This is a genomic window from Neobacillus sp. 114 (assembly GCF_030127045.1).
Classification (GTDB): Bacteria; Bacillota; Bacilli; order Bacillales; family Cytobacillaceae; genus Neobacillus; species Neobacillus rhizophilus.
On record NZ_CP126144.1, the window covers coordinates 3408971 to 3427240 of the forward strand.

General features: G+C 39.3%; 13 protein-coding genes. 4 read left to right on the forward strand and 9 right to left on the reverse strand.

From position 1 onward, the window contains the following. Positions 1-26: 26 nt before the first annotated feature. From QNN06_RS16610 to QNN06_RS16630, 5 genes are all read right to left on the reverse strand, one after another. Positions 27-1397 carry an MFS transporter gene (locus QNN06_RS16610; protein WP_284035480.1) on the reverse strand — a complete coding sequence of 457 codons (1371 nt, stop codon included), beginning with the start codon at positions 1395-1397 and terminating at the stop codon, positions 27-29. A 110-nt stretch (positions 1398-1507) separates the two neighbouring features. After that, positions 1508-2398: a DUF6282 family protein gene (locus QNN06_RS16615; RefSeq protein ID WP_284035481.1), complete on the reverse strand. Its 891-nt coding sequence runs from the start codon at positions 2396-2398 to the stop codon at positions 1508-1510. 63 nt (positions 2399-2461) lie between these two features. Further along, positions 2462-3364 (reverse strand): cupin domain-containing protein, encoded by a 903-nt coding sequence (locus QNN06_RS16620; protein ID WP_284035482.1) that lies wholly within the window; start codon positions 3362-3364, stop codon positions 2462-2464. A gap of 17 nt (positions 3365-3381) precedes the next feature. After that, complete coding sequence (locus tag QNN06_RS16625) at positions 3382-4161, reverse strand: HpcH/HpaI aldolase family protein (RefSeq protein WP_284035483.1); 780 nt, start codon at positions 4159-4161, stop codon at positions 3382-3384. 366 nt (positions 4162-4527) lie between these two features. Continuing rightward, the gene (locus tag QNN06_RS16630; RefSeq protein WP_284035484.1) at positions 4528-5283 is read right to left on the reverse strand and encodes an IclR family transcriptional regulator; all 756 of its coding nucleotides are present in this window, start codon (positions 5281-5283) and stop codon (positions 4528-4530) included. Between the two features lie 1435 nt (positions 5284-6718). Between QNN06_RS16630 and QNN06_RS16635 the strand changes: the two genes are divergently transcribed. Then, positions 6719-7819, forward strand: a complete 1101-nt coding sequence (locus tag QNN06_RS16635; RefSeq protein WP_284035485.1) for a DUF4236 domain-containing protein — start codon at positions 6719-6721, stop codon at positions 7817-7819. Between the two features lie 76 nt (positions 7820-7895). On the opposite strand, the gene QNN06_RS16640 is transcribed toward QNN06_RS16635, so the two are convergent. Further along, positions 7896-9803 carry a 3'-5' exonuclease gene (locus tag QNN06_RS16640; protein ID WP_284035486.1) on the reverse strand — a complete coding sequence of 636 codons (1908 nt, stop codon included), beginning with the start codon at positions 9801-9803 and terminating at the stop codon, positions 7896-7898. Positions 9804-10038: 235 nt separating this feature from the next. Between QNN06_RS16640 and QNN06_RS16645 the strand changes: the two genes are divergently transcribed. Continuing rightward, positions 10039-10425, forward strand: coding sequence for an ABC transporter ATP-binding protein (locus QNN06_RS16645; RefSeq protein ID WP_284035487.1), 387 nt, complete (start codon positions 10039-10041; stop codon positions 10423-10425). A 99-nt stretch (positions 10426-10524) separates the two neighbouring features. Beyond that, positions 10525-11226, forward strand: coding sequence for a hypothetical protein (locus QNN06_RS16650; RefSeq protein WP_213119636.1), 702 nt, complete (start codon positions 10525-10527; stop codon positions 11224-11226). A 213-nt stretch (positions 11227-11439) separates the two neighbouring features. Here the strand turns inward: QNN06_RS16650 and QNN06_RS16655 are convergent, their stop codons facing one another. From QNN06_RS16655 to QNN06_RS16660, 3 genes are all read right to left on the reverse strand, one after another. Further along, positions 11440-12645, reverse strand: coding sequence for a YecA family protein (locus tag QNN06_RS16655; protein ID WP_284035488.1), 1206 nt, complete (start codon positions 12643-12645; stop codon positions 11440-11442). 578 nt (positions 12646-13223) lie between these two features. Further along, positions 13224-13337, reverse strand: coding sequence for an SEC-C metal-binding domain-containing protein (locus QNN06_RS31405; RefSeq protein WP_217036987.1), 114 nt, complete (start codon positions 13335-13337; stop codon positions 13224-13226). A gap of 140 nt (positions 13338-13477) precedes the next feature. After that, on the reverse strand, positions 13478-13813 hold the full coding sequence (locus tag QNN06_RS16660) for a hypothetical protein (protein ID WP_217036985.1): 336 nt from the start codon (positions 13811-13813) through the stop codon (positions 13478-13480). A gap of 477 nt (positions 13814-14290) precedes the next feature. On the opposite strand from QNN06_RS16660, the gene QNN06_RS16665 reads away from it, so the two are divergent. Beyond that, positions 14291-18142 (forward strand): hypothetical protein, encoded by a 3852-nt coding sequence (locus tag QNN06_RS16665; RefSeq protein ID WP_284035489.1) that lies wholly within the window; start codon positions 14291-14293, stop codon positions 18140-18142. Positions 18143-18270 lie beyond the last annotated feature (128 nt).

Below are 18270 nucleotides of genomic sequence, written 5' to 3' on the forward strand. Positions count from 1 at the left end.
AATCTATATCTTTTGGTTTCGCAACATCAATTCCAAGAAGCCCCTAAGTCCGCCCCAGTCCCATCTGCCTCTTGGATACTATTATTGTTTGAAGAATTAAATACTACGTCCTTTGTCTCTGGTCCAATTAGAGCAGCAATTGTTATTAAAATCCCTGAAATTACTATTAATACAACAGGTGTATATATATAAGGCATGAAAGCTGACAATCCTAACATATAAAAAGGCGAAAACGCAGGAATAATTATACCAAAACTGTAACCAATTCCATACCCCGATGCCCGAACACCTGTATGAAAACGCTCAGTTATATATGCGGTTAAGACACCAAAAACACTCTGTGAAAGCACCGTTACTAAAACAACAAGTATATTTAGAGTTATAGTATTTTGGAATCCACTTTTCAACATCCAGAAATAAAGGATTGGAACAATAGTAAAGGTGATTATACCAAGGATGGATATTGTTGGTTTTCTACCAATCTTTTGACTTATTAACCCTGCCAGTAGATACGCGGGAATACTGAAAAGTGATGCTAGTAACTGTGCATTGGAAATATCAAGACTATTTACGCCTAGGATCTTTAAAATTCCGGGAAGAGCCGAGGTTAATCCATTTACCGTGAACCAAATTCCAGTCATTAGAATTAAAACCTGAAGCAATTGTTTGAAATTATCGCCCTTAAATAACTCTTTTAAAGGGCTAGAATTCTTGTTTACGCTTTCTTTCCATACTTTTGATTCGTCAACTTTGCGAGAGTAATAAATATACATTACAAAAGTTAAAAAGGCTCCAATAAGGAATGGTATTCTCCACCCCCAAACCGTGTATATGGAATCACTACTACTAGACATAGTTACTAATAACGCGGAAGTAATTAGAGAAATCAAAAGATTCCCCGTAGGAGCCCCAGAGTTGATAAATCCACCCAAAGGACCTCTTTTGTTGTGGGGGCTATATTCCATTGCCAATGTGTTTGCAGAAGTGTACACTCCACCCATGAAAATACCTGAAACAAACCGAAGTATTGCCAGAATTGTGATTCCCCACAGCCCCCATATACTATATCCAGGCAGCAAGGCCATAAATAATGTGCATAAAGCAACTCCGGCGAGCGATGTTTGATTAGTCCTTTTGCGCCCAATTTTGTCTGCAAGATTACCAAATATAAATGAGCCTACTGGGCGGCCTAACATTGAAAGAATAAACACAAGATAAAACAGTGTTGTAGCAATCGTGGGCGATAAAGTACTTGGTTGGAAATAGATCATCGCTGGAGTAAGAGCTACAATAGGAAGATAAACATCGAACATATCCACTGTAAAACTGAAATACGCACCAAGGAAAGCCTTTCTCCCTTGGGGGCTTAACTTTTCTTGATTTCCTACCTCACTCATATGAAACCACCTTTCGTAATTTTAAAAGAATATTTCCACCAAAGCCAATCAATATAACATCCTATAAAATTCATAGTTTCGGGTATTGAAACATGAAGGGCTCGTATCATTTAATTCTCTACTAAAAACGATGTATTTACAGAACTCATTCTCTTGACTTCGTCTTCCGTGAAACCATTCTGAATAAGATTAGTAACGAAGGTGGTAAGCCCTTCATCAGGATATGGGCTTTCTATTTGACCAAGATCGGAGGATAAAATACAATTTTCCGGCCCAATGTATCGGATTTGATTGTATAATTCATTCCACGTAACTCCATATTCGGGCTGTATACATCCAAAACACAAATCCATGAAAGCCCCCATTTCTGCCAATTCCTTTTGTTCTTCTTTATTTAAGGCAATCGATGGAAAAGTGGGATGGGTTACTTTTACTTTTTTAACACTTTGCTGCTTTGCGGCTGTTACAAGTGCAAATATTTCCTTCTTGTTTAAGTGCCCGGTTGCTAGAATTAGATTATTTTCTGCGATAAGGTCAAGAACCTCACGAATTGAGGAAGTCAGCTTTCCATCCTCCAGAATTGTAATACCCGCCTGTCCCTTTCCTTGTTCTTTCCGCTCCATTTGTACCTTTGCCCAAGGAGGCAGTTTTGCATAACCAGTCCGACTAAACATATATTCAATCTCGTTTGCAGCATCAAACGTTGGCATCCAAACGATTTTCGCCCCGTCCCGTGCTGCCATTTCGACAGCAGAAGGATTAATACCGCCCACCGAGTTATTTAAAGTGATTGCACCAATCGGATTTACATCGGGATAAAGTTTCTTTACCAGTCGGGCTCTTTCCGCAGAACAAAAATAATGGGATTTTATACCAAACCCTTTCATTCCGAGTTTTTGGGCACGTCCTGCATATTCAAAGTCATCTAATTTTCTTTGGCTTATATCAGGACCAGTATGAACATGCAAATCGTAAGCACCTTCAAGAAGTTCTTCATACATATTATCCTCTCCTTTAATAGAATTCATTGGCAGTTAGAAAATCTAGTTTGGCTGTTCACCCTTTTATTCTTCGGGAATCGGGTATTCATCAGCGTTAAGGACCCATCCTTCTTGTTTTGAAAAATCGATTCGTGGCGGGCAAAAGATGTCAACTAATTGGTTTAAATTAGGGTTAATAGCCTGTGATGTATGGATAGCCTGTGCAGGAATGACTGTAGCGGAAGGGCTTCCACAACTCTCGTGCTCATCTGCACGCCATTGGGTCATATCTGTCGTCCACGGCCAGCGAATATGGTGAACGAATTCCCCTTCCAGTGCCAATGAACATTGTTCAAAGTCATCATGAGCATGAGGAGAAAGTTTAGAAGGATCACGCGGACCATAATTAGGCTCCAAAAAATTAACCATGAATGTCGAACATCTCCAGATACGGCCAAATCGTCCTTCTTTTTTAGGAACATTGAGACTATATACTCTTACCTTTGACCCAGATGGGGGATTTGGCCACGGTTGAAACAGGGCCACATTTGGATGATCATTTTTATAGGATGATTTGTTGTAAGGCAACTCAGCAAGATCAGAGTTTACCGTTGTAAAAAGTCGGATAACTCTTCCGCCTTTGGTAACCTTAACTTCACTTTCACCTGGAGGAACGATAATAAGACTGTAACCTTCAGAGATGGTCTCCGTATCACCAACTTTGACTATCGCTTGACTCTCCTTGTCTGGCAAGAGAATAACATATTCATCTTGTTGGTATTTGCGAAAGAACATACTACCTTCAGAGGCCTCTGAATAAGCTAAAAAGAAATTTTGGCCACGATGCCACCATGTCTTTGTGTAGTCATCAGATTCAACGGGAGCTAATTCATAGAACTTTCCATATTCAGTACCAGCGAACTGAGTTGTATTAGTCTTTGAAGTTTGATTGTTAAGTTTCGACCGCGGGTCTTCCGTATCAAACATTTGGACACCTCCTATATTTATTTACTAGATATTTCTTCGTATGTTTCGCGTAGAGATGACATGAGAGATTTAGCTCCCTTTGAGAGGAAAGAAATATCTCCACTAATTGCAAGATAGCGATAACCAGCTGCCAAATACCTACGTACATCCGCAACTGTTCCTGCAAAAGCTCCCATTATTGTTCCGGAATTGGCTGCTGCCCTCTCAATCTCCGCTACTCTACGCTGGACTGTAGAATCGATGAAATTTCCTGGGACCCCGAAATCGACACTTAAATCCATTGGGCCGATAAAAGCAACGTCTAAAGTCTCGAACATCGGTTCACAAGGGTGATCAATTTCTTGCGTTTCAAATTGGCCAATTGTAAGTACACGGGCATTTTCATTTACTAAGTACTCTGGTATTGGGATGGTGCCATAACCAGCAAAACGGTTGGCGTTTCCAACAGACCGAGTTCCTTGTGGAGGAAAATGCATCATCCTGTATAATTCCAGGGATTCCTGTGCTGTTCGTAACCGTGGCATTTGAATACCGTCAGCTCCTGCCTCGAGAAGTCGATTTACCAATCCTTGAGTGGGTTCTGGCAATCGTACAACAACAGGTAATTCAGCAGCTACACACGCTTGAATAACTGATCGTGCCTCCGACTCCGAAATTTGGGCATGCTCCATATCACAGATTACGAAATCAAAGCCCGCAATGGCCAAGATATCAATAATTTCTGGCCGTGGCAATTTAACAAAAGTTCCGAAACATGGGCCCACCTCTAATTTCCGTTTCAAATCTGAATCCTTCAAGTCTTTTCCTCCTTTGTTCTTCATGATTTACTTGATAGTCACTATTTGCAAGTGCTTACGAATAATATAAATGATAATTCAGAATTTTTCAATATGAAATTCAAATTTCACATAGTGAAATAAAGTGATAAAAGGTTACAAATATACTTCATTTGATAAAAGATGATTGGTAGTAATTTTTTAAATATGAGGTTTTAGAGAAAACTTAAATTTTTTTAAGCTTTAGGATTTTAAAAGGGGCCTTTTTCAAAAATTGGAAAATAAAACAGTAGAATTGAAAGGTTCTGAAAAAAATCAAGTTCTTTATAAAGCAATTAAGGAGGCCCCCCAATGGTGACCTCCTTAAAAATATTAGACGTTTGATGTCTATTTAATAATTATCCCCAAATTTTCTGCTTCTCTAGAAATTTGCGTGGAAACTTCTTGCATTCTCCCAATTATGGACGGTATGTGTTCACTTTCGAAACGTACTGAAGGCATTCCCAATCCCAAGCTTCCAATAATTTGCCCTGATACCTTTATGGGTACCGCCAATGCAGTGACTCCTGTGTCCACTTCTTCTTGACTAATATCATAGCCTATCCGCTGAATCTGTTTTAACCGCTCAAGGAACTCCTGTCTATCTATGATTGTTTTATCAGTATGTGGCACCCAATTAGTTTGACGCATGATAACGCTCAACTTTCTGTTTGGTAAATTGGCTGCGATAACTCGAGCAAAAGAACCAGCATAAATACCAATTCGATTTCCGATTGTATATTTAGTACTTAAGGGTAGTTGACTTTCCACGGCATAAATACAAATTACATCATTTCCTTCCAACTTGCATAAGGCGATAGTTTCATTTAAGTCATGAGCCAGGGCAGTAATTGGCTCTTTGGCAATAGTTGTCAAGTGGTCTTGCTTCCAAAACAAATTGATAAATCTAAGAATCTTCGCTGATAATTGTACTTTGCCTTCATCAAATAATAGCATTCCTGATTCACTTAACACTTTTATATAACGATAAGCAGTGATTGGGGCAATTTGAAGTTCAGCAGCGATCTCTTCCAGTGTCAGTACAGGACGATCAACCGAAAATAAATCCAGTATCATTAAACCCCGTTTAAATGATTGGGACATATGACTCAGCCTTTCATTAATAAAAATTCAATAAATTCCCTTGTGAATATGTCGATTCTTGATTAATTATAATATGAAATTATATATTCACATAGAAGAACTTAATTAATTTGTTAGTTCTTTAATCCAATATGCTTTATTTGTATCTACATATCTTACAATGTTATCAAATAGGTTTCTATCCTCTGAATATAAATATAGCCTTTCACCTATTTTATACAAATGTCATCAGTCAAATCTTCATATTCCAACCAGTGCATTCTAATAAAATGATTTATAGGGTGTTCCTTTTGGTTATCGCCTCTAGTACTCAAAGACAAAGTTTATACATTAATTTTTACTAATATAGACCTTATTTCCATATGTATATTGCAATCTGCTTAAGTTTTTATTCGTTAAATGGTGTCTATCTTTTAATCAAAGAATAAACCTGTTGAATTTTCTAAAAATCCCAATATACCAAGCATATTAAGTTCTGTATCAAAATTGATCATAGGTACTATATCTCTTATTACTTCGGGTAATATATAAAAGGTGTCCTTTACAAATAAACTATAATTGTCTTCTTTATACAAGTTTAAAGCAATTTCTTATAAGATTACTGCACAAGAACTTTTTAATAAATAATTTAATGGGAATAAATTATTTATTATTTCATGACTATTCATTCACCTCCAGATTTCTCTTGTATACATCTCAGGGCCTCATTTTAAGCACTCTTTGAAAATCATCAAGATAACTGTATTATACCGTAAAGGGAAATTTCGGAAATATAGAGTAGACTTTTTGGGGGAGGTTTTTGTCTTCTTACGCCAAATCTCGCCCCGCCCTCTTCCATCCCGATAAACCAAATGGGACTATTCATATTTCCATAACCCAACCACTTATAAAGACATTTTTTCTAAAAAACGATTAGATTCTGTTTGATCCAGATCCATAAGCCCCTTTCAACTGATTTCCTGTAACTTGGAAAAAACGTCAAGCTGCCGAACCATTAAAATTGGAATGATATGATAATAAAATGGCTTCATTCTATATTCAATTCCCTTTTCCTTGAAGATGGTATGCTGCCTAATTTCATATGTTCCTTAGGCAGTAAGAATCGGTCCTCTACAGCTGTTTAGTATAGACGCTAAATCATTTTTTCTGTCTTGTAAAAGAAAACTGTACGAATAAAATCCGGCTAACCATACCTTTTCTAACAGAATCATAAAATCATTGATATTACCTGCCCTTAAATCCGATAGATTAATAATGGCAACACAATTCAATCCCTTCAGCCGCATTAACCGTATAACCTGGTATTTTTGTCATTCAGCTTTATTAAAGGTTCAATTCATTTAATAAATAAATAGCGATGTCTTAGGTGGTTCCGTTAGGGCTTTTTCCTCACAACCTTTGTTTGATATAATTTGTAAAAAGGAGGAATGTTACGATGGGCTTTGGTTTTAGGAAAAGTTTCAAGATTGCTCCAGGAGTTCGTTTGAATGTTGGCTCTAAAAGTATTGGGGTAAGCGCCGGTGTAAAGGGATTACGATATAGTGTTAATTCAAGAGGCGGGAGCAGGATGACTGCAAGTATTCCTAATACAGGAATATACTACACATCCACCGGTGGAAAAAGAAGAAGAACGACAGCTTATAGTAGACAAAGAGAAATCCAAGCAAGACAAAAGGAAGCTGCTCGACTAAATGAACTAGAACAAGCAGCTCTTGCGGTTGATGCATATCAAAATACATTGGACCGAATACATTCCATTCATAAGGAAGCAGATGATTCGATTAATTGGGTCAAAGTGAGGAGTACAAACCCGCCTTTTCGAAAAAATGAAGGACAAATTGGTCTCCATGAAAATGCTGCAATTGAAAAATTACATAATTTCAAACCAAATTTAGTGACAAAATTGTTTGGACATCAAGAGAAAGAGCTAGAAAAGCTGCAAAAAGAAGTAATGGAAGCAAGAAAAAAAGATGACGAGGAATACCGTTCGTGGGAAAGAGACGTTAGAATAGCGACAAAGGTCATTGAGGGTGATATTGATACATACTTCGAAGTCATTCAAGAATTTGAACCATTCGATGACCTTACCGAATTTGGCAGCGGTTTTGAATTTTTCGCCGAAAATCCAAAAGTAATGGAAATAGAGTTTGACGTCCACAGTGATACAGTAGTTCCAAAAGAACAACTATCATTAACCAAAACCGGTAAATTATCTGTAAAACCAATGCCAAAGAGCAAATATTTTGATATCCAGCAGGATTACGTCTGCAGCTGTGTTCTAAGAATCGCCCGGGATATGTTTGCCCTTCTACCATTAGATACAGTCTATATCCATGCTACTGATACGATATTGGATTCCATAACAGGATATCAAAGACAGATGACAATTCTTTCTGTAAAGATCGATAAAAGAACATTAAACAAATTAAACTTCGAACACATTGACTGCTCTGATTCCATGCAAAACTTCAAACATAATATGAAATTTAAAAAAACCGCTGGCTTTAGTGAAGTGGAAAAATTAACGGTTGAATAAGATGCACGGGGACGGTTCTCGTGCATCACTTTCACTAGAAAAAGAGGCCAAAGAACCTTCCCTATACATACTTAAATTAATTGACCTTTTCCATACCATCCCTCTTCTGCTTTCTTAACATGAGGATTTGATCCAAATATTTCGTGTACTCCGATTCCCCCGAATAGGACAAGCAAAGATACTCCTTGGCTCTTGTCATCCCAATATAAAGGAGCGATACCTCCCTCTCCTTATCTTCTTCGAGCGGAAATGGCATCGAATCTACATTGACAATAAAGACTGCACGAAAATCCAGGCCCTTGCTGCTGTCGATAGTGCTAATTTTAACCTTGCCATCGTCCTTTTTATAGGAACGCTTGGAAACATCATTTTCCGTAATCCAGAAAAACGGCAAACCTGCTTCAGATAATGAACGCTTAATAATATCAATGATCGGATACAGATGAGTTCGTTTAACCCGGTATAGGATTAACATTTCATCAAGAGATACTTTTCGCTCTTCATGCAGCTTTTTAATTTGTCGGGCCACAAGTCTCATCTCATCAAAAAAATTGGCAGCCTTTAGGATTCCGGGCTCTGGTCCTTTTCTCTTTGTGCTTTGCGGGGCAATAATTTCCCCTTCCAAATCACGATTGACTACTTTATTTTTAAACATGGAATGTTCACGGTAGAAATCCCAGGCAAACTTGACAATCTGCTGGGTATTTCGATAATTGATCGACAACACCTTCGAACGTCCTTGAAAGCTCAAACCTGTGTCTTGAAGGTAAGAGCGTTTTCGTTTATAGATGGTCTGCGCTCTATCTTCCACCAATAAAAGTGATTGGGTATCGGCATTGATAAGCAAACTGACCAAACGAAGCCAGTCAGCTTCAAAATCCTGTCCCTCATCAATCAAAACAGCATCATAGGTCGGAAGAATCGCTTCCTTCCTCTCTATTTTTTCGATGATTTCAGGTAGCTGCTGCTCCCTGATTTTTAAATCATTTCTTAACCAAGAATGAAAGTTACGAACAATGATGTTTTGATTTTGCACAGTCTTTACATTTGAATCAAAATCGAACAAATCCTCCGGTTCATTCAGCATGTGGGTAATCATTTGCTGGATGGCATTGGCCAGTGAAATATTATAGCAAAGGATCAGGATTTTCCAATCAGGATTCTGCTTGGACAACATTTTCGCCCGGCTTGCTAAAATAATCGTTTTCCCGCTCCCGGCAACCCCTCGTATCAAACGGTTCTTATCACCAATCTGTTTAGCCAAATTCTCCTGATGAAGATCCATTGTCTTAATATCATGTAAGGATAATAAAAGCTGATCTTGATATGGGACAGGCGCTTTAAATTCAGCACTAATCCGGACTTCTGGGAATAGATGATAACGAATAGCATTAATGTCCTCTAATGAAAGTGGTTCCCTAAGGCGAAACGGGACTACAAACATATTCAGGATCTTTTCCATTAGAACTTCTTCAGAAAATCCTTCCTTCTCCGGGTCAATTTCATCCCTTGTCAAACAAAGGTGTGGTTCAATAACCGTGTAAAGCCCCTCTTGTACAAAATCCTTGGAAAACATCCTCGTAAAAACAACACCATGGCCATACGGGAATTTTAATTGAAATTTATATTTTCCATCCAATTGAATCAGGTTTTTATCTTTTTTCAAGACATCCACAACATGGAACATATTATCCCTGGCCTGCTTCATTGGACTTTTGATGACTGCCTGATCGCCGGAATTTGTCACAATATGCCATTCATCGTGATTAAGTTGAAATAATGTATTTTTTGTATAATCTTTCACTTCCAGCACAACGATACCGAGGTCCGGACCTATAATCACAAAGTCAGGCCTTTTCCCTTGTATCTCAGGCTCGAAGTATACTATGTAATCATCTGGAAGATAAGTCTTTAAAGTTCGAAAAAATAACCGTTCCCCCGTCGTGGCAGATGATCGAATAGTTTCAGGAATCGTAATCGCCATAACAACCGCTCCAAAACTTGAAATTTTCTCCATTATACTACAAATAGTGCGATTGACCTAAATAAAAGATGCATGGGGACGGTTCTCGTGCCTCACTTTTGCTAGAATATGAGGCAAAAGAACCGTCCCCATGTTTCAACAAAAGTATTGTCATTTCTATAGGACTTATTTCATAATAGAATGGAAGATATATCCTAGTAAAATTGATAAATATGAGAACTCTTATGAAAGTGGAGTGGAAATATTGATTAAAGAAATCCTTGATAAATTTTTTAAGACAACACAAACTACACCTCAACCAAAGGAACCTCCCATCAGCCAAGCGGAAGTCGAGGCATTAATTAATGCGAAACTGAAAGAACATGCAGCAACTATTGAAAATGGCGTTGCGGAAAAAGTCATCGAAAAACAAAATGCCGGCGAAGATGATTATAAATTAACTTCTAAACAGGTGGAGTATGCCCTTTCTTTAATCGATAAAGTAAAGGACGAATTCGAATTGGCAATAGCCCCGACTGAATTAACCGTTAAAGATTTGAATAGGTTAATTGCTTATCAAAGGTATAAGAATAAAGGGACCCTAATTAATCTTTTGAAAAAGGGAGTATTAAAAAAAAAATAATCTCAATATTTTCTTCATAAAAATCCCCTTGGTATTCAACACCTCATTTAGAAACAAAATTAATGATCAATTCGTCTAATCTTAAAAGGGGTGCTGACTATGAAAAATTGGGCTATCTTTATTTTGATTATATTCGCCTTAACAGGTTGCCGGTCTACACCATTTGATGGACATGCAGTAATTGATTGGGTTGATTTTTTAAAATGGGACGGTATTGAATACGATGGGATTTACTCGGGTGTTTTGGCTGACGAAGAGTACCTTGGAGATAAAATTGGGACAGTAAAGTTCAAAGTAGCGGATAATGTGACGAATCCAAATTATAAAATTCGCAATGGAGATGCAGCGTTTCATGAAAAAGGCACAGAAATTTATGCAATTAAAGGTGTTCCACAATTTATTGCCGTTAAATCTCCCCGCGATATTCATGGGTATCGTGTTTATTATTCAAGAAAGGATTTCGATTATAAATGGCACTTTAAAGATATGCCAATGGAGAAAGTGAACCGAATAGAGATTTATCTTGCTTACCAGCCGGAAGGGCCAAAAAAATTGGTAAACATAGATAACCCAGAAGAGATAAAGAAATTTCTTCAAGTATTAAATGAAGGTGAGAGTAGTCCAAATTTCCAGCCAAATATGGATAAAGGTGATCCCACTGTTTATGACATGGTCTTTTATACGGATCAACCTATTGCCTATAAATATGATTTGCTGTTTGATGGTATCACCTATTATTGGCATCCATGGGATACAGCGATATTATCAAATGGAATCGGTGATTTCCTGCCAAAACAATAAAAATATAAATATAGAATAGTATAGTTCATCTAAATGGGCAAAGCTATTAAAAAACTCTCATTGTTTAACAATGGGAGTTTTAATAAACGGTTTTAGTTTAAATAATATTATTACGGTAATTAAACTACCGTTCAGAGGCACGGGGACGGTTCTCGTGCATCACTTTTATTAAAAATGAGGCAAAAGAACCGCCCCCATTCATCACACTACCCCCTATCTCCCGCAACAAAATTTAAACTTTTTCCCTCTCCCACAAGGACATGGGGCGTTTCTGCCAACTTTCTTTTTTGTATGAATATCAACTACATTCGTTTTCTGATTTGGCTTCAGCGCTGACGCTTGCTGCTTTTTGGGGGACAACTCCACTGGGGTATAACCTTTAAGAATCCATTTTCTCGTGTTATTTAATAGGACTACAGCTTGATCCATGCAAGCTCTAACGTTGTCAATATTTTGGAATTCCAGTCTGTCCGATAAAAATTGCATGACTTGATTAGGACTCACGTCATTGTTAGTCATATAAACACATTCTTCGGCTATATGGTCTGCTTCTTTCCCCGTGATTTCGTAATTTCCAGTTAGAAATTGAACGAATTGTGTATAGCTCTCGTTTCTTTCAACATAACCAGGTTCACCTGCCATTAGCAGCTGCTCTTTAGAAAACGGATAAAACTCCAGATTTTGTCTCATCTGTTGTTCCTGTTTTACTTTTTCCGGATTAGAAACTCTCTCATGCGAATATCCCTTAGAATCGATATGGATTAGGTTATAGTAGGATCTCGCTTGGCGAATGATTTTTAGATAATCTGCAAGTTGGATTGGTCCTTCCAAATATCGATTAAGCAAATCTTCTAATTCATTAATATCGGCTGTTCCGTAATAGTAAAGAAGCCCCTGGGTTAGTTTAGTCCATTCGGAATTTCTCCGACAGACCGATTGCACTTGCTGGTCATTTCCTTGGAAAAACGTACTTTTAACAATCTCTTCAGGGACGACCAAAATCCTTTTGCCGTTATTCGTGCCGGTGAAAACAATCCCGTAGTTACGGAAAAAACTAATCTGCCGTGATTCAATTTTCGGCGCTTCAATAAATCCGCCATTACCCACGATTTCTTTTACAAGGCTATATTGCTCGAAGTCCATATTCTTGAAAGTTTGTTCCAGCATGGTTGGAATCTTCGAACTCAATAATTCAGCTAATTCCCCTTTTTTCAACTGGCTAGCACCACTTATTTCCAAATGCTGCCTGATCTTAATTAAATCATCTTTTGAAAGACGCATGAGGACGTCTCTTAACGAAATAGGAAAAGAAATCTCACTCCAGTTTTTTAAATCCTGTTTCTGCTGAATGGTACGTTGTGTTTCCTTTAATCCGTGTACCATATTATTTATGGCTTTTTCTACATTTCTATCAGTCAAACCGGTCCACCTCGAAAAAATTTTGCATTTCATATATTATATCAAAATAACATTATATCATATTGATGCACGGGGACGGTTCTCGTGAATCACTTTCACTAGAAATGAGGCAAAAGAACCGTCCCCATGCATTTTAAAATAGTTTCTTCTTTAAAACATCGGTTATAATAAACTGTATAGTGTATATTATAAAAAGACCGAACATGCAGCAACATGTCCGGTCCAGCAATAAATGATTCCCTCAGCAGGGGATCGGCGTGTAGGCAGGATAATCCACCCGAGCCATCAACTCAAGGGTGGGTTATTTTTTTCGGTTAAATGACAGAATGCTTACAATCAATCCAGCAAATCCAATTGCAAACATTAATGTTTCAAAAACTGTCACCCAGCATCACCCCCATTCTATTTGGGAGTGTGCCGACCACCCTTGAGAAATCCTATTCTATTGCATTTAAATTATACTACTCAATCGAACACAGGAACATATGTTTCAATAAGATTTTTTGTCCCCTCTAATTGCTGTTTTAAAACCATTTGAATCTTCAAAGTTCCTCGCTACAATCAAAAATCCTTAACCTCTATCTCCAGCAAAAAAGTTTAAACTTTTTTCCACTTCCACAAGAACACGGGGCGTTATCCATTTCCAACTGAATATTGATATAGAACAAATTATTTCTTGTATATTCACGCATATTTTATAAAAAAAGACCGACCATGCAGCAACATGACCGGTTAAGCAATATACGGTTCCATCAAACGGGTAGGTTTGGTAAAAATAATCCACCAGAGCACCTCTGATTAAGGGAAAGTAATATTTTGCTATATTTTTTGTTTATTCGCAAAATCTCGAATTAAAATTCGAAAGGAAAGTATTTAATTCATTGTCTGATTGAAATTTAAAAGAATAGCCATAATTGATTGGCTGTTTTCCCTTATTCCTTTTCTTAGGAAACTGTTTTAAAGCAGTACTATGATACTTCTTAAAGCTTTTAGTTTCTAATTCTTCATTTCCTTCAACTATTTTCGGATTTAAAACAATTGAAATCTCCTGATTTGGTAGTAAATAAACTACTTGCTTTACAATAATATTCTCAAATTCTACAGCTTTTGTTGTTTCTTTTTTTATATTATAGTTATTTTTCAAAAAGATTTCTTTCAGATTATTCATTGCTAAATACTCCCTCTGATAATTTTTTCTATGAACTACTGTTCCAATTTATCTTTCCTTGCCCATTAAAAATGATTATGTACATAAACCCTGGTGGATAAGCTCTTATGCGGAAAGGTCTCCTACAAGGGCTTTTTAAGAATAATTATAATTCTAACAGATTTAGAAAAAATGTATCTACCATATTTGGTAAAACTGAGTGATTAATCACGCAAAAATAAAAAGTACTGTTTTAATATATCTTTATTAATGCATGTTTTTCCTTCATGCTTTCTAACCAAAGACCCTCAAAGTTTATTAAGTTGAAAAGATGTTTACAAAGAGAATTAAGGGGATTATAATTAAAATCACAATTGTCAAAATTATCAGGTTATAATTCTCCCTTCATTTGTTCAACTATTGATAACAGGATTCTTGCGACAGTGAAGATATTAAATAAAATCATGAGAGATATGCTCTCTAAATTGGAGGTAAGCTATGCCGCTTTGGCCGCTTTCACAACCAACGCACCTCGGCATTTTCGTGACCGATCCGGTAACTGGTCAACCCACGAAAAACCTTTCCCTTTATGCAGAAGTCGCAATTCCACAAATAGTTCCATCACCCCCTCCCGAGACACGATTCATCGAACATATATATACAGCACTTAACGAAATTGATCCATCAATTACAGCTGCCATTCGCACTTCGGTAGAGCGGGCTGTGTCACAAGCACTGACGAAAATGATAGACAAGGCGAGTCTAGACGCGCTTCGTACTCAAGATTTTAACAAAGCTAGAAATGTATTTGTGTACATTTTCAAGGAAGTGCTCAACATGGCCGGGCGCGACCACTACACCGACATTAAGTCATCTGATCTCGAACCGTTGATCATTACCGCTCTTAAGCAAGCGGCAAAGGAGTTCGGACTCATTCTTTTGGAAACGCCCGAGGATTCAAGTTACATATGGGCCGATCCCCTCGGCGTACTGACGACAGACCATGTTGGCTATGCTTCCTTCGATTTAAGACGCCTGCGCCCTGAGGTTCGCCAAATGCTGACGGATGCAATCGAGATACGCCGCAACGATCCCAATTCGGTTCTCAAAATCGCAATATGGGTACAGCCATACGGACAAGATGAGCGGTTCGATGCACTAGCGCAGGCACGCTTTGCTTTTGATGCCGTGGTGGCTCGCTTGTCGATCAAAGCCCCTGTCATGCCTGCCGCTTTAAACAATATGGGACTACGGGCGCTCCAGAATCCTGCGCTAACCGATTGGCGGCTGTCACCCGCATCATTCGCCGCCAGTCCAAAGACGCTGGTCGGAGAGGACGGCTGTGAGGAACTTGTGCCTGCGAACCTGGCGCTGCAAGAATTCGTCCTTCGTCAAGTAGTGCGTGTAACGGATCCGACGGATGACCTGAAACTGCCCGGTGAATGCAAGTTTGCCTATGTCGATGAGTACAAAGTGTCCTGGTACCAGCTAGGTCATTCACTAGGTGAAATTTTATACAGCCTTCCTCTTGCACCCGGTGAGAACGTGAAGCTAGCGGTCATAGACTGGTCCTGGGACAATTTAACAAAGCGTGATGAAAAGACCAAACTGACCGAGGAGTTGCTGCATCAAACCCATCGAGATCGCACTATCACCGAAATAATGAGAGCTGGACTTAAAGAATTTCAGCACGGCTCGTCGTTCATGGGCGGAACCGCAATCTCGGCAGGTGCGACAGGCGCATTAGGTCCGATTGGCGCCGCGCTTGGCGTTACTGGAAGTCTCGGCGGTTCAACTGCAACCACGGACGGAAGTCGTGAACTAGCGGCAGAGAACGTTCAGCGACTAATGGACACCTTCTCACAAGCAAGCTCGGCCCAGCGCGAGATCAATTCGACGGTAGTCATTCAAGCCCGTCAGGAGGAGAAGGAGAGCATCCAGACAAGGACATTCACCAACTATAACCATAGTCACACGCTCACAATTCTTTATTACGAGGTACTCCGCCATTTTCGGGTCGAGGTTGATTGGATTCGTAGACGACCTGCTTTACTAATCCAGCTACCGGAAAGAAAAAAGGAATTCACTGACGAGGATCTTATTAGTTACCGCTATCAGTTTGAACCGATGCTACTGGATCCGACACTAAGGACTGCCTTTGATGCTTTAGAAAAGAGAGAGGCAATCAAAGAATACCAAGAAGTGAACGGGATTAAGCCAAAAGAATCAGTACCCTCCGGCTGGGAAGGTGATATCGAGTTTGGTCTTTTTGAAATCGGACTTAAAACGGCAGAGGGCTTAAAAGATAAAACTGACGAGTTGGTTATGGCAAACCTCATTATTTGGGACGGACAACAAGTACACCGTCCTCTGCTTCAATTATGGGAAAAACATAATCCAACTGACAATGTCAACATAGGTAATCGCCTAAACGACACTGCGATGGGTTGGTTTATTGCCGTGCCAAAAGATTATGCTTCAGGCAAAGTCAAGTGGTCACATCTGGTTGGCTTTGAGTTTGTATTGTATGATTCTGACGAGTGGCGGCTGGATCGCCTAGCAATAAACGGCTTTCATGCCAATGGTGCCATCGCCTTAATCGAAAACAGCGATGTTGATTACTATTTCGATACAAATGGAAGCTCTAACACTGTAACATTCATTAAGCGGCCTGGCCCGCACCCTGCTCCAATTCCGGGGATCCCCAATCCGGAGCAAAGTTTAACGCAGGAAGAGTTACACCAGATAAAAAAGCTGGACGCACATTTCAAAAATAATATAGACTACTACAATCGCGTTCTGCTGCTAGGCACTGAGCCAAGCTCCATTGCGATACAAATGGAGGGAAAGGGCTATGCTGACAAAGTAGATCCTACACCACTCGAGGTGATGGGAAGCTACGTTGCCTACCCCCTCGCGAAAACGGAAACGCAAATCGACGAAACGCTGGCTGTCGATCTTTCTGCTGCCCTAAACGGCAATGACCCAAACCGGCGGCAATGGGCACAAAACAAGCTGGACGCCATGGGCGAAGCGGACCGCAAAAAGATGCTTGAACATGTCGCACTAGCATCAACAAAGTCTGAACGATTAATCACACTTCCGACGCGCGGTGTATTTGCTGAAGGCAAGCTCGGTCACTGCAACATCTCAGAAGAGATCGACAACACGAGATTTTGGAAATGGGAAGAACATCCGATTCCTTTCGAGGCTACTGGGATAAATCCGGTCACTCCAATACAGCCGCAGCCACAGCAAATAGATGCAATGCCTACACCGTTTCCGCAATCTCTTGTTAATATTGTGAATCCGTCATCGGCGCCTGATCCATCGGGTCTAGCGGCAGCGATGAGCCTTCTAGCAACACCTGATATTTTCCGCGATATGTCTGGGCGGCAAGAAGTTTCAGACCTGCTAAAAAGACTCTCAGACAATACCATCGAGATTGCCGAAGCCGGTAACAAAGCGCGCGAGATTCAAACAAAATACATGAACGATCTCGATCGCCAACAGAAAGAATACGACCTTGGAATATATAAAGCTGCAGCCGAGGTTGAAGGTAAAAAAGTGGAAGCTGAAGCGAAAAGAGCTGCGCAGGCTCAAGCAGCAAAGGCAGAGGCTGATGCCAAGAAAGCCGAAGCGGATGCAAAGAAAGCCGAAGCGGATGCTGCAAAAAGCCAGTCAGAAGCAGCCACATATTTTCCTAAAAAACAACGTGATGCAATTAGAGAGAATGCAGCCCAAAACTTAATCAAGCCTAATAAAAACGTGGAATTAATTTTTCAAATGAACCATTCTATTACCAATCAACCGTTAGATGGAGAGTTTAATGTCATTGTGGTTGGTGGTCAACAAGAAGAATTTTCAGAGTTCAACTCTTCGGCTGGAATCGGTAAAGTCTCCATTCCACTCGAACCGGGAGAATATGCGATTACTATTAGCGGCAGAAGAACAAGTTTGCCTCGTGCCATGTTATCCCAAGTTACAATTCCAGCAGTAGGCAATCAACCTGCTTTTAACGTAAACTTATCAGAGCGTATATCGCCTAAAGAAATTTTACTTAGTGGTACCGGAAAATTTTCAGTTCCTGCCAACGCAAAGCGTATAGTCCTCTCGATTAGTGCCGTAGAAAAGGATGATGGAAAGGTTACGATGGAAGTTGATTATTCCCGGGAGCAAGGTGTAGAAATTCAAGGGGGATTCGAGCTAGGAGCGAAATTGAAAGACTTTGAACTTGGGAAAGTCGGTTTCACTGGTACCTCCATTGACATAGGTACAAACGGAACGAAACATTCAATTCCGATCACTTTTGTCTACTTGACGGGTGGATTGAGTATCTCTCAACACTGAAATAATAGGATAGCCACGAGGACGGTTCTCGTGGCCTTTTTCATTCATTTCTTTAATTAAAAAAGCCAGCAGAACCGTCCTTCTGGCAGAAGGAATTTTTAATTCAATTTATTAAACTGAAAAATTTC

What these genes read in the sequence shown, in the direction of transcription:
- QNN06_RS16610 (WP_284035480.1), bottom strand. Translation starts at nt 1,397, where the DNA reads ATGAGTGAGGTAGGAAATCAAGAAAAGTTAAGCCCCCAAGGGAGAAAG.
- QNN06_RS16615 (WP_284035481.1), bottom strand. Translation starts at nt 2,398, where the DNA reads ATGTATGAAGAACTTCTTGAAGGTGCTTACGATTTGCATGTTCATACT.
- QNN06_RS16620 (WP_284035482.1), bottom strand. Translation starts at nt 3,364, where the DNA reads ATGTTTGATACGGAAGACCCGCGGTCGAAACTTAACAATCAAACTTCA.
- QNN06_RS16630 (WP_284035484.1), bottom strand. Translation starts at nt 5,283, where the DNA reads ATGTCCCAATCATTTAAACGGGGTTTAATGATACTGGATTTATTTTCG.
- QNN06_RS16635 (WP_284035485.1), top strand. Translation starts at nt 6,719, where the DNA reads ATGGGCTTTGGTTTTAGGAAAAGTTTCAAGATTGCTCCAGGAGTTCGT.
- QNN06_RS16640 (WP_284035486.1), bottom strand. Translation starts at nt 9,803, where the DNA reads ATGGCGATTACGATTCCTGAAACTATTCGATCATCTGCCACGACGGGG.
- QNN06_RS16650 (WP_213119636.1), top strand. Translation starts at nt 10,525, where the DNA reads ATGAAAAATTGGGCTATCTTTATTTTGATTATATTCGCCTTAACAGGT.
- QNN06_RS31405 (WP_217036987.1), bottom strand. Translation starts at nt 13,337, where the DNA reads ATGCGTGAATATACAAGAAATAATTTGTTCTATATCAATATTCAGTTG.
- QNN06_RS16660 (WP_217036985.1), bottom strand. Translation starts at nt 13,813, where the DNA reads ATGAATAATCTGAAAGAAATCTTTTTGAAAAATAACTATAATATAAAA.
- QNN06_RS16665 (WP_284035489.1), top strand. Translation starts at nt 14,291, where the DNA reads ATGCCGCTTTGGCCGCTTTCACAACCAACGCACCTCGGCATTTTCGTG.